Consider the following 17,585-nt stretch of genomic DNA (forward strand, 5'->3'; position numbering starts at 1 on the left):
GATTCTATTCAGGATGAACTGACGCTACAGCAAGACCCGGGTGTCAGTCCATCCTGCACTAAATATGCGTTCCCTATCTATTATATCTTCACTTCGGCCTGGAAGGTTTTAACAAACTCCTCAACGCTCATGCTGCCCAGGTCTCCCTGGCCTTTGCGCCGAACCGAAACCTTGCCTTCGGCGGCTTCTTTTTCGCCCACAATAAGCATATACGGCACTTTGTTGACTTCGGCATCGCGGATTTTGCGGCCGATTTTTTCGTCGCGCAGATCGACCACGCCACGGATGTCATGCTCCTGCAGGGAAAAGAACAAATCGTTGGCGTAGGCTTCGTACTTCTCTGAAATCGGCAGGATCGCAATCTGTTCGGGCGACAGCCAAAGCGGGAAATTACCAGCCGTGTTCTCGATCAGAATCGCAATAAACCGCTCCATCGACCCGAAGGGCGCCCGGTGAATCATTACGGGGCGGTGCTTCTGGTTGTCAGCGCCAATGTATTCAAGCTCAAACCGATTCGGTAAATTATAATCGACCTGAATGGTACCAAGCTGCCACTTCCGGCCCAGCGCATCGCGAACCATGAAGTCGAGCTTAGGCCCGTAGAAAGCCGCTTCGCCCAGCTCGGTTACCGTGCGGAGCCCTTTCTCGGCGGCCGCTTCCACAATGGCCGATTCGGCTTTCTCCCACAGATCGTCGGAGCCAATGTATTTGGTTTTATTTTCCGGATCACGTAACGATATCTGCGCGCTGTAATCGCTGAACCCAAGCGATTTAAATACGTACAGCACCAGGTCGATCACCTTCATGAACTCGTCTTTCACCTGGTCGGGCCGACAGAAGATGTGCGCATCATCCTGCGTAAACCCACGTACCCGCGTCAGGCCGTGCAGCTCACCCGACTGTTCGTAGCGATACACTGTGCCGAACTCGGCCAGCCGAAGCGGCAGATCCCGGTACGAGCGAGGCTTGGTCTTGTAAATTTCGCAGTGGTGCGGGCAGTTCATGGGCTTCAGCAGGAACTCCTCGTTCGGGTCGGGCGTCTTAATCGGCTGGAACGAATCTTCCCCGTATTTCTCCCAGTGACCCGACGTTACGTACAACTGCTTGCTGCCGATGTGGGGGGTTACAACCTGCTGATAACCCGCTCGCACCTGTGCTCTGCGCAAGAAATTCTCCAGCCGTTCGCGCAGCATGGTTCCTTTGGGTAGCCAAAGGGGCAGACCCTGCCCTACCCGCTCCGAAAACGCGAACAGTTCCAGTTCCTTACCCAGTTTGCGGTGATCCCGTTTTTTGGCTTCTTCGAGCACATACAGGTACTCGTCGAGTTCCTTCTGCTTCGGATACGTAACGGCGTAAATCCGGGTGAGCTGTTTATTTTTTTCGTTGCCGCGCCAGTAGGCCCCGGCCACGTTCATGATCTTGGCCGCTTTAATAAACCCCGTATTCGGAATATGGGGACCCCGACACAGATCTGTGAAATCCCCCTGGGTATAAAACGTAATCGTCCCATCTTCGAGTCCGTCGAGCAGGTCGAGCTTGTACGGATCGCCTTTCTGGTCGAAATAAGCGATGGCATCAGCCTTGCTCATGGGCTTACGTACATACTGCTGTTTCTGGCGGGCCAACTCCAGCATTTTGTCTTCTACTTTTTTGAAGTCTTCCTGCGAGAACGATTGGCCATTCAGGTCAACGTCGTAATAGAAACCCGTTTCGATCGCCGGACCGATGCCGAACTTGACGCCCGGATAGAGGGCTTCGAGTGCTTCGGCCAGCAAATGCGCCGACGAGTGCCAGAACGTGGCCTTTCCTTCGGCATCGTTCCAGGTCAGAAGCTGCACGTTGGCATCTTCCTCAATCGGCAGCGTAGCGTCCTGCACCTTGCCGTTGACCTTGGCGGCCAGCACATTACGCGCCAGCCCTTCACTGATTTGGGTGGCAATATCGACCCCGGTACTTCCTTTGGGATATTGCCGTACGCTCCCGTCGGGCAGCGTTACGCGGATTTGTTCGTCCTGCGCAATCATTTGTGTATTGGTTATTTGTGGGCACCCGCAGCTTACCTACAACTGTAAGCTACTTTATTTACGAGTTACGATGCGCTGATTTTGGGGTAAAGCCACTGCCTTTCCCGTAAAAAGCCCTGATCGTATACATCACAAATCAGTTTATTGGTTTAATCGTTCGACGTAATGAATCGCTCTCGCTGGTCACGACGCGCGTTTTGGGTTGAATGGTTGAGATTCGCACCCGGGTGGTATCGAGAACCGGTCGACTCGCCGTTGAGGGCAGTGGCTGAACGGACTCATTCGGCAAAAATAAGGGGTTATACGAATTTTGAGCATACTGCCGTCGCTGGGAGCGCCATAACCCCGCCGTGGCCTGTCGGTCGGCGGCATTTTGCTGACTGGCTTTGGTATAGGCTGCAATCGCTAAGTCGAACTGCCCCATCTGCTCGTGGCAGTAGCCAATGTACGTATCGATACGCGGAAACTGCGGACGTAGCTGCTGCACCCGCTGGTAATTGATCAGAGCTGCGTAATAGTTTCGGTATTTCTGGTTGATTAGCCCCGCCTGGAAATACGCCTGATAATACGTCGGCTGCCGCTTAATAGTTTGCTGGTAGCACGTCATGGCGCTATCAAGCTGACCCCACGCGTGATAAATCAGGCCCCGGCCGAAATAAAGCTTTGCGTTATTCGGAAAATACGCCAGTGCCTGCCCGTTATAGGTCATCGCAGCATTCAGATCACCCAGGGATCGGTAAATCGACGCCAGTTGGTTATAGGTTTCCAGATAGCGGGGTTTGAGCCGTAATGATTGCTGGTAGAGCACCAAGGCCTGCGCCGTATCGCCTTGCCGGGCGGTCATCAGTCCGTTGAAAAAATAGGCTTCTCCGTCATACGGAGCCATCTGAAGAGCCTTGGCAACGTACAGCCGTGCTTTGTCGAATTGGTTCTGCTGTTGGAGTAAATCCCCCAGCAACGTATACAGTTCAGGGGTCTCAACCCCTAATATTTCGGCGCGTTGGGCATTCTCGAGCGCTTTGGCGGGTTGCTGCAAAGCGCGCAGGATCTGGGCGCGGGTTAAATAATACGAACCGGCGTTGTCGTTCCGGTCGATGGCTTCTTCGATGTCGGCCAGCGCTTCGGCGTACCGGCCCATGGTCAGTAAGAGTATGGCTCGCTTGGCATAGGCCGACGCGGGCGACGACTGATTGATGGCCTGTGTTAAGGCCCGCAAAGCGCCCTCCGTGCGGCTGCTGTCGCCGGGCTTTGGAAAATCCGGAATACGCGCGGTTTGCCGGTTGTCATCTCCACAACTCGATAAGAGAAACAAAACAAAGAGTGAAAGAGTGAATGAGCGAATCGGAACGCCGAATCGGAGCGAAGCCATTAGGTTCACTCCGATTCGGTGACCGTACTCCGCCTTTCGCTCCGATTCGGCGTTCTTATTCACTATTTCCGCTTTTCGCTCGTTCATAGACTGACAAAGATACGGTTTCAAGCCGATGCAAACCGATAAAATACGCCCAGGGGCAAGCGTTTTCGGGCCGAATCGTTCATGACTAATTCGCCCCACTCCGGGTTTGGCACCTGACGAAAGGTTTGCTGCATCAGGTTTTCCAGAATAAGCGACGAGAATCCCAGCGAGTACAGATTGATTACGAAAAAGAAGTGGTCCTGCTCCAGGATCTCCACGCAGGATTTCAGCAGATCGTTCAGGTGTTCGTCGAGCACCCACTTTTCCCCATCCGGGCCCCGGCCATAGGCGGGCGGGTCGAGGATGAGGCCGTTGTAGCGATTGCCCCGGCGCACTTCCCGCCGGACAAACTTCACGGCATCTTCTACAACCCAGCGGATATTATCTAACTTACTCTGATCCATGTTTTCCCGCGCCCAGCTGATGACGGGTTTCACCGCATCGACGTGCGTTACGTCGGCCCCGGCCTGGCGGGCGGCCAGCGAAGCTCCCCCCGTGTAGGCGAACAGGTTCAGCACTTTGGGCCGCGGCACATGGGCCTTGAGGGCGTTGATCTTCTGGTCGATATACATCCAGTTGTTGGCCTGTTCGGGAAACAGACCAACGTGTTTGAACGTAGTCAGCGCAAGCTTGAACGTGAGGTTTAGGTTACCCTGCCGAAACGATACAGACCACGGATCGCGCATGGTCGGCTTTGTTTGCCAGTCACCCCGCTCGGGTGACTGGCGGTCGCGCCGAAAAATGGCGTGTGCCTGCCGTTCCCACTCCGACTCGGATAAGGATTTATCCCAGATCGCCTGGGGTTCCGGCCGGGACAGTATATACTCGCCGAACCGCTCCAGTTTCTGGAAACCACCCGTGTCAATCAGCTCGTACTGGGTCCAGGGGGCGGGGGTAATCAGTTGAATGTCAGTCATAAGTAAAACGCGAAAACCTCCCCGCATGAGGAGGCTTTCGGCAGATAAACATACGATTAATCCTGACCCATTTGCAGGATTAATTCAAATTCATGGGGGCGAACCGGCATCACGGATAAACGCGATTGTTTGATCAGGCCGATAGTAGCCAACATAGGCTCTGCTTTGATTGTAGCCAGTGCCACCGGATTCGGCAGGGTCAGTACAGGTTCGAGTTCGACTACAACCCAACGGGCGTCATCGGGTACGGTAGGGTCCGGGTAGGCCTCCCGCACAACGGAAGCCAGACCTACTACGGCCGGGTTCGTTACGCTATGGTAGAACAAGACCTGGTCGCCCACCTGCATGGCTTTCAGGTTGTTACGTGCCTGATAGTTGCGAACGCCATCCCATACGGCCCGGCCCTGTTTCACAAAATGATGCCACCCGTATGCGTCGGGTTCGGATTTAACAAGCCAATAGTTCATTGTCACCAAATACAGACGCTACAAGAAATTCAGTACGTATGCCTGAGGTCTTGTCGGCACGTATTTCCTTAATTTGCTCAATAATAATCGTCGTGTTCCTGGCTGCCGCCAAACGGCGAACCGTATTGATCCTCGTCATCTTCGGCGAAGCGGGAACCAGCCCGGTTGAAAGTCAGCGCTTTTTTGATAATCATGATCTGCCCGGTATGATACAGATCGTGATTGATGATCCCGTGGAGCATATCGTAATACGTATAGTCGCGCCCCGGTACAATATCTTCCAGGAATTCGTCGTCGTCTCGTTTGTCGAGCTCATTGATCAGTTCTTCCTGACTCAGGCTAAGTTCCATCTCCAGGGCTTCCCACTCAAAATCGTCGATCTTATCGGGGAGCGCGCCAAAGTTTTTCTCCGGCGTTGTGATATCGAACGTAGCGTCGCCCTGCATCTTCTTGACGCAGAAAATCCGCCAGCTCGTCATATGGAAAACCAGTTCAGCAATCGAATGGGTGTTTGGCGTGATCCGGCGTCCGGCCATATCCGGCGTAACACCCCGTAACGCTTCCACTACCGAGGGACCGTGCCAGGCCTCCTCGCTTTCATACGTTGTGTTGAGCAGATCAATGATGCGTATTAGCTCGTCATTAGAAATCATAGTCAATGAATTAGGTCATACAGCCCTGACGTTCCGCGCCAGGGAACGGTGTCGCTTACAGGACTGTCTGGTTTATACGATGTAAAAAAAGAAGACTGGTTTCCGGTTAATCTCCTACCCGGCCTCGATTCAATACGGCTTTACCCGTAATGAGCCGCCAGATCCGTTTATACTCATGCTGCTGCAATAAATTTACGGAACAGCCCTATCGCGTTACCAGAAATCTTCCGCAAAGTTACGTTTTATAATTAATGGGGCTCCCAAAAATTTATCGGCCTAGATTACCGACAAGCCCCTATGGATCACTGGCACATTATTAGCAGTTGGCCCTGGCAAGGCCTCTTTTTAAGGGCGACGGCCGGACGTGCCGGTATTTTACTTACTTCAGCGGTATATCTACTCATTTTTATCGGCGTGGCATATTTTATGCAGCGAATTCCAGGTACTTCTCTTTGCCTTGGGAAGTGACGAAATTCCCGATTTTACGACTCAGGTAGTCCGTCTGTGTGTACTGCTTCCCCACTCGATCTCATGCGGCTGTTGCTTTTATACGTATTGCTGGCATCCACCTGCTTCGGACAGACGCTCAAGCCTCTTCGCTACCAAACCGAAGTGGGCAGTTATTTTTCAACCTCCGGGCAAACGCCGTTCTGGCTCCGGGCGAATCAGTACGGTACAGTCCCGCACGAACACGCGATCATGACCCTCCGGCACGCCATGCGCGTAGATTACCACGATGCGCCCGTGAGCAAACTCGATAGCTTACGGGCGGCAAACCGACGGGTTGACTGGGGCTGGGGGGCCGAAGCGGTACTCAATGCGGGCTATACGTATCGTCTACTCATTCCGGAGGCTTACGTTAAAGTAAAGTTAGGCGCAGTAGAAATCTGGACTGGCCGCCGACGGGAAATAGCGGGCCTGGTCGATACGAGTCTTACGTCCGGGGCCTACTCGATGTCGGGCAACGCCTTACCGCTGCTTAAATTTCAGGTCGCCATTCCTGAGTTTACGCCCCGCTTAGGTTTATTTAGCTTTAAAGGGTTTTACGCGCACGGCTGGTTTGAGTCGGATCAGTTTGTAAAAAACACCATGCTCCATCAAAAAGCGTTGTACGTGCGCGTGGGGAAACCCAAGTGGCGGGTGAAGTTCTACGGCGGCATCAACCACCAGGTCATGTGGGGCGGCAACACCGAGCGCCTGCCGGGTTCGCTCATCAAAAACAACCAGTTACCCGCCACCTTTCAGGATTACCTCGACATCGTGATGGGCAATACGCTGGGCGACCGAAGCGATGTCGACACAAACCGGGTGAGCAAATTTGATCGGGAAAACCGAATTGGGAACCACCTTGGCTCCGTTGACCTCGCGTTTGAATATACCGCCCGCTCATTTTCGATTCTCGCCTACCGGCAAAGCGTTTACGACGACGGCTCCCTGTTTTACCTGACCAACATACAGGATGGCCTGAATGGCCTGCGCATACGTAACCGTCGCCCGCTCAACCCTAACGGCTTACAGATCCAAAACGTACTTATCGAATATTTATACACGAAAAGCCAGGGCGGCAGTTTATTCCTGGATGACCAGGCGCACCGGGGCCGGGACAACTATTTCAATCATTCCCAGTACCAGGATGGCTGGTCCCGCTACGGCATGACCATCGGCACCCCGTTCATTACGCCTTCGGGCGACAGCCGAAGTGATTTACCCCGCTACGCATTCACGAATAACAATCGGTTGACGGTGCTACACCTGGGTTTGTCGGGGCACCTGTACGACTTCTTTCGTTTTCAGCTTAAAGCCTCGTACAGCGAAAACTTTGGTACCTACGAAAAACCGTTCCCGACGGCGGTGCCGCAATTTTCATCCAGCTTCCGGATGTCAGCACCTCTCTCTGTTCTCAACGGCGTTACCGGCAGTCTGGCCGTAGCTGCCGATTTCGGCCAGCTGTACACGAACAGTATTGGATTTTTTGTAGGAATCCGCAAGGAAGGACAAAGCCGTAAGCGAACACTAGATTGACGTTACAACCATTCCGGTAGCGCTGAGTTTCTTCAGCGTATGCACTCCTCCTTAAGTTGTACTATCTAGTCTATAAAGAAAAGCTACCGAATAGTAAATCCTCAAAAATTGTTTTTTTCGAGTAACTGTTATTTTACTTACTCTTCGTATTTTTCCATCTACATAATACTTCCAGATCGCAACACAATCAAATGTAGCCTTCGGTAACATTTGATTTTTGCCTAATCTGATCTGGTAATAATTACTTACCCTTGCCTTAGTTTTAGCCTCAATAACCTCAACTATAAATAGTACTTAATCTATATGGCTACCCATCACCAACTGAAAGATGAAGAATTAATTCGTATGCACCTGCGCAGCGAACAGAACAATTATTTCGAAACGCTGTACAATCGTTACGTTAGCAAAGTATACCGACGGTGTCTGTCGCTGACTAAGGATTCGGCCCAGGCTGAAGATTTTACGCATGATATTTTTCTGCGGGTGCATGGGAATCTAGGCAGCTTCAAAGAGAATTCGGCGTTTTCGACCTGGCTCTATTCGATCTCCTACAACTACTGTATGGACCAGCTCCGCTACGCCAATCGAACCAGTACCGTTTCCATTGAACAGGATCAGGAATATACCTGGAGTGATTCGTCCGAGCAGGAAACCACAGAATTCCGGTTACAGCATCTAGCCCAGGTCATGGGCACCATATCGCCCGAAGAAACGCTTATGCTCCGGCTGAAATATGAACAGGGATTGGATATCAGAGAGATCGCCGAGCAGTTCGGTCTAAAAGATAGTGCGGTGAAAATGCGGTTGAAACGCACCCGCGACAAGATCCGCCGGATGTACGGTGAACAATCCTACTAACTAATTTTTTCTATCGATCAATTCTACGTTTCCGCTTACTTTATTCGAATCTACTCTCCATTGGTCACTTCAGGCTAGTGATTCGTAGTTACAAACGGAACCAGCCCGCTACGTAGCGGGCTGGTTCCGTTTAGATACAGGTCATTACCGTCGGGTACCGAAGTCGGTTACCCAGTAGTGTTTATAGGTACTGCTGGCACCGTACGTATAGCCGACACCCACATTTTTGAAGTTGGCACTCATAATATTTGCGCAGTGGCCGGGCGACTTAAGCCAGCCGTCTACCACGGCGCGGGTCGTTGTGTAGCCAGCGGCAATATTCTCCCCGGCGGCCCGCCAGCTGTATCCTTCCCGCGTCATACGATCCCAGGGTTGGGAGCCATCACGACCGGTGTGACTGAAATAATTATACGTAGCCATATCCTGAGCGTGTTTATCCGAGGCAGCGTTCAACTGCGAATCGAGCGCAAGAGCGGGTACGGCCGGATACGTTGTTGCTCCGCATTGGCAGGGCTTCGACCGGGCCTGGTTCACATAAGCCAAGACTTCCTGCTGCTGAGCGGTAGTCGCGGCTGCGGCCCGGGCACCAGCCAAATTCGGCGGGCTGGTTGTCTCGTTCCCTGCTCCACCCTCCTTGTAAACGGATGACATGACCGGCGCGGGCGTTTGCGATTCCCGATCGGATTGACAGGCAGCGGTTGCCCATAAAAGAGCAGCAGCACTCAGGAAATACGTAAATTTCATCAGTTGATCTGGTTATGTTTGTTGATTAAACGGTATCTTTACTTTAATTATTATACAAATCTCCAATAAACTTAATATTAAGTTTACATATATATCGATATAGTAATGTACCCTGTGAATTTAAAATAAAGACGCTACATTACACCAAACCGGCCTATCGGCCCCTTAAAAGGTGTGAGATGGCAGCTGCTATTATTTGCGTTGGAAGTTGCCTTTTTCGGGCTGGGGACGGATGATATACACGTCGAGTAACGCATACGGACGTGCCAAATATTCGCGGATAAGCGTACGAAATGAATAGCCATCGGGCACATCCTGAGCCGCAAAGGCAATCGCTTCAATGCCCTCGTGGTTGCCGATGTACAAGGCGCGGGCATTGTGAAAGTTCTGGGAGATGATCGTAATCTTTTCCTGATTGAATACGTCTTTGCAACGCACTACGGAATCAAATGTCCGGTAACCGGCGTAATCCAGCGTCATCACCGATTGCGGAACACCTAATTTGATCAGAGCCCGTTGCATATCGACGGGTTCGTTATAGTATTCGGAGTCGTTATTCCCGCTTAAGATCAGGTACTTTACCTTACCTTCTTTCCAAAGTCGGGCCGTAGCCTCCATCCGGTAGCGGAAAAATAAATTTTCTTTGCCCGTCCGGACGAACTTACTGGTACCCAGCACGAGCCCGACATCGTTCGTCGGCAGCTCCTGAATGTCAAAATAAATCTGGTCACGGGTGTTATAAACCACCCACCAGTTGCAGATCAGGATGCCAACCGAGGTCGTAAACACCACGGCCACCACGAATTTTATGCACCACTTGACCACACGAACCGCCACCGTTTCCGGAGGTATATCGCTATTGTATTCGGTGGCCAACAGGGTATTCATGTCATAAACTGAAATGCGGATTTTCAATCAAACCAATTACGTTGCCAAACGGGTCGTTAACGGCGGCTGTTTTTATACCTTCTCCCACATCCTGAATATCTTCGTGGGTTGTCGCCCCCAAGCCAAGCAGCCGTTCCAGTGCAGTCTGAATGTCAGCAACACCCCAGTACGTAATAGTGCTTCCCGCAGTCGGCTGCCGGTTTGGATCGAGGCCAAGTTCGTAGCCACCTACCGAAAAGCCAACGTAAAAAGGCTCATCAAAGTACGGTGCAACACCAAAGGCGTTGGTGTACCAGGCTTTGGCTTCGGAAAGGGCGGGAGCCGCGTAAATTACTGTGCGCAGCCCTAAAAAAGGTTTTTCCAGCATGATTTCAGGTACCGTTGCCAAAAGCCGGCTGACGTTTGGCAACGGCTCTACTTATGAAAACAATCCTAACTGCACGGGTTCTGCCGACTCAGCCTCAGCGGCAACCGGCTCAATCGCTTCGGCTACTTTCACGGTTTCTCTGACCACTCTGGGAGCCAGAAGCTTCACGTCTTTCACTTTAGCGAAGGGCAAAGGTTTGCCTAGTGCCTTCCAGCCCCGAATATCGATAAATCCTTCGGGTTCCAGGACCATCTTCTCGACCGGACCACGCTCCTTGACCTGGTGGACAATTTCGATACGCGGGTATTGATCAGCCGTAACAATCAACGACTTCGATCCTTTGGCATCCCCAATAAAGCTGAATTTCTTATCCAACGTGGTGGTTTCAACTTTAAACCGTTTTACGTACCATGACTTCTGATTCGCTTCGTAATATACAGCGGACAGCACCGTTTCGGGATCGAACTTCGTCAAAATGGCCACTTCGTTCGGCTCATACCGGTTGGTCAGGTCAAAACTGGTCAGTTCATACTGCCCCTCCTTGTAAACAACCAGAATACTGTCCTTAGCGTCGAAGTTACCGAGCAGCCTGCCCCGCTCATCGCGGTTGAGCCGTCCCAGATGCTCGTCGTACCAGATGTCTACCCCGCCGAGCGTCGACACCCCACCTGTTTTCTGGGTGATCTTCCGCACCGGATACTTCGTCAGGATATTGCCCTGGGCCGACCGGTTCTTTATACCAACCGAAGCGAAGTCATAATCAAACTGCTTGATCTTGGCCGAACTCTGAGCGGTCAGGTTCACCGTAATCACTTCGGCCTCTCCGTTATCATTAGCGCTGAAGTAGGTAATCTTCGACTTCGGATTGCCCATGGTCAGGTCGTACTCCCGATCGCGGGTAACGCCGGTAACCGGGAATCGCTTCGCCATCGAAATACCCGACTTGGCGTCTAAGTACACCAGGTTATAGATTTTACGTTCGTCGTTTTTCTTGAAAACCGATACGTACAGAATATCCTTGCCGACAAAAACTTTCTCCTGGATTTTGGTAACCAGGCATTTGCCGTCGCGCCGGAACACGATAATGTCGTCAATGTCCGAACAGTCGCTTACGTACTCGTCTTTCTTCAGGCCATAGCCAATAAAACCACCTTCCCGATCAACGTACAGCTTCTGGTTGGCGGCTGCCACTACGCTCGCGGCAATGGTATTGAACGCCCGGATTTCAGTTTTGCGCTCGCGGCCTTTGCCGTATTTCTTTTGCAGGTCCTTGTAAAACGCAATGGCGTAGCGGGTGATGTTGGCCAGGTGATCTTCCGTTTCAGCGAGTTCCTGTTCCAGACGTCGCATCAGTTCATCCGCCTTGAAGCCGTCGTATTTAGAGATTCGTTTGATCTTTATTTCGGTGAGCCGAATCAGGTCATCTTCGTTGATCTCCCGGTAGAACTGCTTTTTAAACGGCTTGAGCGCTTTGTCAATCGTCGCCAGTACCGCTTCGAACGTTTCGCAGTCTTCGATTTTCCGATAGATGCGGTTCTCGATAAAGATCTTTTCGAGTGAACTGTAAAGCAGCCGCTCCAGTAACTCACTACGCCGAATCTCCAGTTCGCGTTGCAGCAACTGAACGGTCTGATGCGTATTGACGCGCAGAATGTCCGTAACACTAACGAAATGGGGTTTGTCGCCGATGATGACACAGGCGTTCGGCGAAATCGACACTTCGCAGTCGGTAAACGCGTAGAGCGCATCGATGGTCACGTCCGGCGATACGCCCGGCTGCAGGTGCACCAGAATCTCGACATCTCTGGCGGTGTTGTCAACGACGGCCGCTACGTTGCGACTCGGCGCTTTAATCCGAATCTTGCCCAATTCAGCGGCTTTCACGATGGAGTCGATCAGCTGCGAAGTGGTTACCCCAAACGGTACGTCCCGAATCGCCAGGGTCTTTTTATCGACCTCTTCGATTCGAGCCCGTACCCGAACTTTGCCCCCCCGGTGTCCATCGTTGTAGTTGCTGACATCGACCAACCCACCGGTCTGAAAATCGGGGAACAACTGAACCGGCTTATCTTTCAGAATCTGAATCGACGCTTCGACCAGCTCGTTGAAGTTGTGGGGCAGAATCTTGGTGGATAACCCAACGGCAATACCTTCAACGCCCTGTGCCAGCAGAAGCGGGAATTTTACGGGCAGGGTTACCGGCTCTTTCTTACGCCCATCGTACGACAGCTGCCACTCGGTGGTTTTGTCGTTATAGATGGTATCGAGGGCAAACTTGGAGAGCCGGACTTCAATATACCGGGGAGCAGCCGCGCCATCGCCTGTGCGGACATCACCCCAGCTTCCCTGCGTATCGAAGAGCAGCTCTTTCTGGCCGATGTTGACCAGCGCTTCGCCGATCGAGGCATCGCCGTGCGGGTGGAACTGCATGGTCTGCCCAATTACGTTCGCCACCTTGTTGAAGCGGCCATCGTCCATTTCTTTCAGGGCGTGCAGTATCCGGCGCTGAACCGGCTTCAACCCATCTTCTACGGCTGGGACCGCCCGTTCGAGAATAACATAAGATGCGTAATCGAGAAAGTAATTTTCGTAAAGCCCTGACACAACCGTCTGGTCGTGCAGCATATCTTTACCTGTATCAAGGGGTTGTTCATTAGCCCCGCTGGCATCGCTTAGCTCCGCTCCCTCCGCCGAAAATTCTGACGGGAGCGGCTGCGCATCATCGGCCATCGGTTCCTGATCTTCGTTGTCTATCATGAATTGGTCTGAAACTATTTCAGTTGAAAATTGGCGGGTAACCCCGAATGGTCATGTGCCATTCGGCTCCTTAAATATACGAAGAAAAGTTAAGAAAACAGCCTTGATTGGCGTAAAAAGGCAATTTAAGGCGCTTTCCCGACTGGTCAATATCCCCGCCCAAGCTCTACTCTATTCGTTATGCTCTCGCCCTTGAGGTAGCGCTGGAAGTTCTCTAAAAACAAGGCAACTTTACCCGCATCTTCGGCGGGCTGCCCTCCGCCCGTATGCTGGGTCAGCAGGACAGTTGGCAACGTCCAGAGTGGACTGTCGACGGGCAAAGGTTCCGTTTCCGTTACGTCGAGCACCGCGCCCCCCAGCGCCCCAGATTGCAGGGCTTTGATTAAGGCGGGTTCATCGGTTGTGCTGCCCCGGCCCACGTTGGCGTACAGGCTGCCGGGTTTCATGGCCTCGATCAGCTCGGCCGAAAAGAACCCGACCGCCGTACCGGGCAGGCAGTTGACTACAATATCGGTTTGGGGCAGAACGGCCTTCAACTCGTCGACCGAATGCAGCTCGGCCTGCGGGTCGGTACGGGCCAGCATCTTCATATCGCAGTCAAATCCGGTTAACATTTGCCGCACGGCCTGCCCAATCGTCCCCGTCCCCAGAATAACCACCTGTTTCGCCCGGAGCAATCCCGTCCGGGCCCGGATGGGGGCACCGATCCATTCACTCCGGCTCTGGAGCAGGGCTAACTCCGGAATACGCCGGTACACCCCCAGAATACCCGCTACCATGGTCTCGGCGCAGGGCCAGGCGAAGTAATCGCCCATATTGGCCACGACGGCATCAAGTTGGGTAGAACGGTAGCCGTCGAAGCCGGCCGAGTCGAGTTGCCAGAACTTCAGCCTGGGCAACGGCTCCGTGAACCAGGCGGCCGGCGGATTGCCAAGCAGAAAATTCGCCGACCGCAGAGATGTCTGCTGTTCGGATTCGGGCAGGTCGTGCCGAAACCGGACGGTAATGTCCTGGGGAAGTTCACGCAGGAGCGTTTCTTTGAGCGCAGTGTCGAGGGCGGTGTTTACAAAAAGTATCATAGTAGTTCTACGAAAATTGCGCCTAAATGGTTGCGCATCGGCTATCGCTTCCCAACTTCACCGCCGGTTAACTGGCTCAACAGCCAGTTTGTCATTTTTTCGGTTTGTTCGGGAAAGGTCCAATGCCCTGTTTCCCGGTACAGTTCCAGTTGTTTCGTGCCGGGAATCACGTTATAAGCCGCATACATAGACGTAGGCGGGCAGGTTTCGTCATTGAACCCCCAGGAATAATAGCCGGGTACGTTCACCAGCCGGGCAAAGTTAACGACGTCGTAATAACCGGTGGTTTTGATGCGGTCGGGTTTGTTGTTGTACGCGAGATTATCACCCGTAAACAGATGCGGCCAACCGCCTGCCCGGCCGTGCAGATACCCCGTTACGTCGCTCAGGGCCGGATAATACGCCCCCAGCCACTTTATCCGGGAGTCGAGACCGGCCGTAACAATCGATAAAGCGCCCCCCTGGCTACCGCCCGTTACGGCCAGGTTCTGCCCATCGTACTGGGGCAGACTCGTCAGGAAATCGACGGCGCGCACGCAGCCCAAATATACCCGCTTATAGTAGTACCGATCGCGATCGTCGAGGTTCGCGGCCTGATAGCCATTGAGCGGTCCCCGACTCAGGTTATCATACACACTGGGGTCCATGGTGACCGGTACGCCGTGGATACCGACTTCCAACGTAATGAAGCCTTTTTCAGCTTCAGCAATCATGCCGTTGTAAGGTCGCACACCGGCACCGGGTACGCGCAGAATGGCCGGATATTTTCCTTCTTTCTTGGGTACGCACAAAATCCCGTAGAAGCGCGAATTATTAATGTTCTGCAGATTAAGCTGATAGACATTGGTCCGCTCCGTACACCGCTCGGGCAGCAGGGTCATCCGGGCGTCGATAGGCACCTTGGCCAGATCCGCTTTCGCCTTGTCCCAGAACGCCCGGAAATCGGCCGGATTCTCGACCGTCGGCTTGATCGCCTGGGGTTCAAACCCCACCGTGGTCAGTCCCCGGTACTCTTTCCCGTCCAGCTCAACCGTGGCGGTACAGCGCAGAAAGCCAGCGGTACGTAGAGTGCCTCCATCCAGGGTAAGAGTTCCGTCTTTCAACGTAACGGTTTGTTTTTTAACGGGCTCCATTTTTTCGGGTCCGACCTCATAGCGGAGCGGAGCGGCCTTGAGCGGTACGTTGTCCCGGTAAACGGCGATGGAAAACGAAACGGGTTCGCCAATCTTATAAAGCCAGTCGGCATGATTGGGCGTAACGATGATTTTGACGAGCCGTTCGGCGGGCTGGGCCAGGGCCGTGCTGACCCAGATCAGGAATAAACCAGAAAGTAAACGCGTTTTCATGAAGTTCAGGATGAATACAGAGTCCTATCATCCTGACAAAGCAGCTACGTTCCGAATTATAACCGGAAACCGGTCAGGACACCCGCATTGGCGTCTGCTGTCCCCGCCGAACGGGCTGAACATTGACCAGGCAACGGACCAGCAGCATCAGCGGATACACGACGTCGACCCCACCCGGCACATTCGACAAGATCATACCGAGCAGAATCAGAACGGCCGTCAGCCCAAAATACGTGGTCCGGCGACGTGCGGTCGTATTGGAACCGGTTGCCCAGTAGATCAAGGGCAGATGCAGCGGCATCAGATAAAGCAACGTAGGATTCCAGGCCGTAACGCCATGATCGGTACCGACCCATAGCAGAAACAGGAACCAGCCCAGAAAACCGGAAACGCCAAACAGCAGCCGATCGAGCCACCGATCAACCCGCCCCTGCTGATACCGGCGAACAGTAACCAACACAACCACGACGCCCAGGATGGTAAAGACAACGTTAGGGTCGAAAAAGAAAGGGATCTGCTGCCGGATTGTTTTCGTTGCCGTAAACAGAGCCTGGTCCCGGCTTACCAAGGGCCTGATCTGGCCGGTCGGGCTGCGAAGCATTGCCTGAGCCATCTGATCGTGGACGTTGTTGGGAAGATACATGGCGCGCCAACCATCGGTTTGTTCGTCGGCGGGCTGACCAATGGCCAGGTTCATGCCCAGTTTCGCCCAGGGTTTCTCGCCCAGGTGATCGTTCATCCAGTCGCGGTACGATTTTCCCGTCATTTTTGATCGAGTGGGTACGTTCAGGCTATCGCCACACGCCCGGGCGATCACATCCCGCGGCCGGGTCGCACAGTTATCATAGAAAAATTTATACTGATACGTTCGATTTTCGGGCTGGTAGTTCTCCTGAATCTGGCTCCACAACCGATTTTTCTGCGCAGCGGTCAGGTTCAGCAGTTGCTCGCGGACGGTACGATTATCGGCCTGGTAGGCGTACAGGAACGGATACATATCGTACCCATCGATGTAGTACGGCAGTGTACCCCGTAAAAACTTGAGGTAAAAATTATCTTCAGAAAACCGGAAGCCACCCCAGCCGTAAGTCACATCCATGTTTTGCGATGGATCGTAAATCCGAATGGCCGTGTGCCCAAATACGGAATACAGCTCCTCCCCCGGCCCTACCGTCAGCAGACTAATCTGGGCGGCTGGCGAAAGCTGCTGACCGCTGGCCGTTGGCAGCAGGCCGCCAAGGGCGAGAAACAGGCTAACTACCCATTTGGCGAGCGCTCCCCTACTCGTCTTCGTCGTCGTCATCACGGCTGTACTTACGGGTTTTCTCCCGGCTTGGCTCTTTTCCCTGAACGCAGATAACAAGCTCACCTTTTACTGTTTTTTCGGCAAAGTACGTAATAAGTTCGGACAACGGCCCGCGCTTGTTTTCTTCGAACAGCTTCGTCAGTTCGCGCGATACGCTGGCGGGCCGGTCAGCGCCAAAGGCTTCGGCAAACTGCTGCAGCGTTTTGACCAGCCGGTGGGGCGACTCGTAGAACACCATCGTTCGGGCTTCAGCCGCCAGTTCAGCCAGCCGCGTCTGACGCCCTTTTTTGTGCGGCAAAAACCCTTCGAACGTGAACCGATCGTTGGGTAGGCCCGAGTTCACCAGCGCAGGCACGAAGGCCGTTGGCCCCGGCAGGCACTCAACCGGTATATCGTTCTGAATGCAGGACCGAACCAGCAGAAACCCAGGGTCCGAGATACCCGGCGTCCCCGCGTCCGTCACCAGCGCAAAGGTTTTACCTTCTTTCAGTTGATTTACCAGCCGCTGCACCGTCTGGTGCTCGTTAAAAATATGGTAGCTCTGGAGCGGCTTGCTGATGTTCAGGTGACGCAGCAAAACACCCGACGTACGGGTGTCTTCGGCCAGAATCACATCGGCCGCCTGCAGCGTTTTGATGGCCCGCAACGTAATGTCGTCAAGATTGCCAATGGGCGTTGGCACAAGGTACAATTTCATGATG

Annotated in this window: 15 protein-coding genes; 2 read left to right on the forward strand and 13 right to left on the reverse strand. The window is 53.2% G+C overall.

The features are described 5' to 3' along the window. Positions 1-80: 80 nt before the first annotated feature. The 5 genes from thrS to ACYVBJ_RS17080 all read right to left on the reverse strand — a co-directional run bounded on the left by thrS (position 81) and on the right by ACYVBJ_RS17080 (position 5,517). Entirely contained in the window at positions 81-2,024 is a 1,944-nt protein-coding gene (gene thrS, locus ACYVBJ_RS17060) for a threonine--tRNA ligase (RefSeq protein ID WP_460983506.1), read from the reverse strand. A 136-nt stretch (positions 2,025-2,160) separates the two neighbouring features. After that, on the reverse strand, positions 2,161-3,480 hold the full coding sequence (locus tag ACYVBJ_RS17065) for a tetratricopeptide repeat protein (RefSeq protein ID WP_460983507.1): 1,320 nt from the start codon (positions 3,478-3,480) through the stop codon (positions 2,161-2,163). A gap of 20 nt (positions 3,481-3,500) precedes the next feature. Then, positions 3,501-4,397, reverse strand: coding sequence for a class I SAM-dependent methyltransferase (locus ACYVBJ_RS17070; protein WP_460983508.1), 897 nt, complete (start codon positions 4,395-4,397; stop codon positions 3,501-3,503). A gap of 56 nt (positions 4,398-4,453) precedes the next feature. Next, positions 4,454-4,864 carry an EVE domain-containing protein gene (locus ACYVBJ_RS17075; protein ID WP_460983509.1) on the reverse strand — a complete coding sequence of 137 codons (411 nt, stop codon included), beginning with the start codon at positions 4,862-4,864 and terminating at the stop codon, positions 4,454-4,456. A 77-nt stretch (positions 4,865-4,941) separates the two neighbouring features. Next, positions 4,942-5,517 carry a DinB family protein gene (locus ACYVBJ_RS17080; RefSeq protein WP_460983510.1) on the reverse strand — a complete coding sequence of 192 codons (576 nt, stop codon included), beginning with the start codon at positions 5,515-5,517 and terminating at the stop codon, positions 4,942-4,944. A 531-nt stretch (positions 5,518-6,048) separates the two neighbouring features. Here ACYVBJ_RS17080 and ACYVBJ_RS17085 point away from each other — a divergent pair. Continuing rightward, the gene (locus ACYVBJ_RS17085; RefSeq protein ID WP_460983511.1) at positions 6,049-7,539 is read left to right on the forward strand and encodes a capsule assembly Wzi family protein; all 1,491 of its coding nucleotides are present in this window, start codon (positions 6,049-6,051) and stop codon (positions 7,537-7,539) included. A gap of 303 nt (positions 7,540-7,842) precedes the next feature. Beyond that, positions 7,843-8,397, forward strand: coding sequence for an RNA polymerase sigma factor (locus ACYVBJ_RS17090; RefSeq protein WP_460983512.1), 555 nt, complete (start codon positions 7,843-7,845; stop codon positions 8,395-8,397). A 144-nt stretch (positions 8,398-8,541) separates the two neighbouring features. On the opposite strand, the gene ACYVBJ_RS17095 is transcribed toward ACYVBJ_RS17090, so the two are convergent. The 8 genes from ACYVBJ_RS17095 to rsmI form a co-directional block, all read right to left on the reverse strand. Beyond that, positions 8,542-9,141: a CAP domain-containing protein gene (locus tag ACYVBJ_RS17095; RefSeq protein WP_460983513.1), complete on the reverse strand. Its 600-nt coding sequence runs from the start codon at positions 9,139-9,141 to the stop codon at positions 8,542-8,544. A 192-nt stretch (positions 9,142-9,333) separates the two neighbouring features. Then, positions 9,334-10,029: a SanA/YdcF family protein gene (locus ACYVBJ_RS17100; protein WP_460983514.1), complete on the reverse strand. Its 696-nt coding sequence runs from the start codon at positions 10,027-10,029 to the stop codon at positions 9,334-9,336. Position 10,030: 1 nt separating this feature from the next. Beyond that, positions 10,031-10,396 (reverse strand): VOC family protein, encoded by a 366-nt coding sequence (locus ACYVBJ_RS17105; protein WP_460983515.1) that lies wholly within the window; start codon positions 10,394-10,396, stop codon positions 10,031-10,033. Positions 10,397-10,447: 51 nt separating this feature from the next. After that, positions 10,448-13,153: a DNA gyrase/topoisomerase IV subunit A gene (locus ACYVBJ_RS17110; protein ID WP_460983516.1), complete on the reverse strand. Its 2,706-nt coding sequence runs from the start codon at positions 13,151-13,153 to the stop codon at positions 10,448-10,450. 146 nt (positions 13,154-13,299) lie between these two features. Then, entirely contained in the window at positions 13,300-14,232 is a 933-nt protein-coding gene (locus ACYVBJ_RS17115) for a D-2-hydroxyacid dehydrogenase (protein WP_460983517.1), read from the reverse strand. Positions 14,233-14,273: 41 nt separating this feature from the next. Next, positions 14,274-15,578: an acetylxylan esterase gene (locus tag ACYVBJ_RS17120; RefSeq protein ID WP_460983518.1), complete on the reverse strand. Its 1,305-nt coding sequence runs from the start codon at positions 15,576-15,578 to the stop codon at positions 14,274-14,276. Between the two features lie 73 nt (positions 15,579-15,651). Further along, a complete protein-coding gene (locus ACYVBJ_RS17125) occupies positions 15,652-16,881 on the reverse strand; it encodes a lipoprotein N-acyltransferase Lnb domain-containing protein (protein ID WP_460983519.1) in 1,230 nt (409 codons plus the stop codon). Continuing rightward, the gene (gene rsmI, locus ACYVBJ_RS17130; RefSeq protein ID WP_460983520.1) at positions 16,859-17,581 is read right to left on the reverse strand and encodes a 16S rRNA (cytidine(1402)-2'-O)-methyltransferase; all 723 of its coding nucleotides are present in this window, start codon (positions 17,579-17,581) and stop codon (positions 16,859-16,861) included. Before rsmI ends, ACYVBJ_RS17125 begins: the two co-directional genes overlap by 23 nt. Positions 17,582-17,585: the final 4 nt, after the last annotated feature.

This window comes from Spirosoma fluminis, from assembly GCF_054778895.1.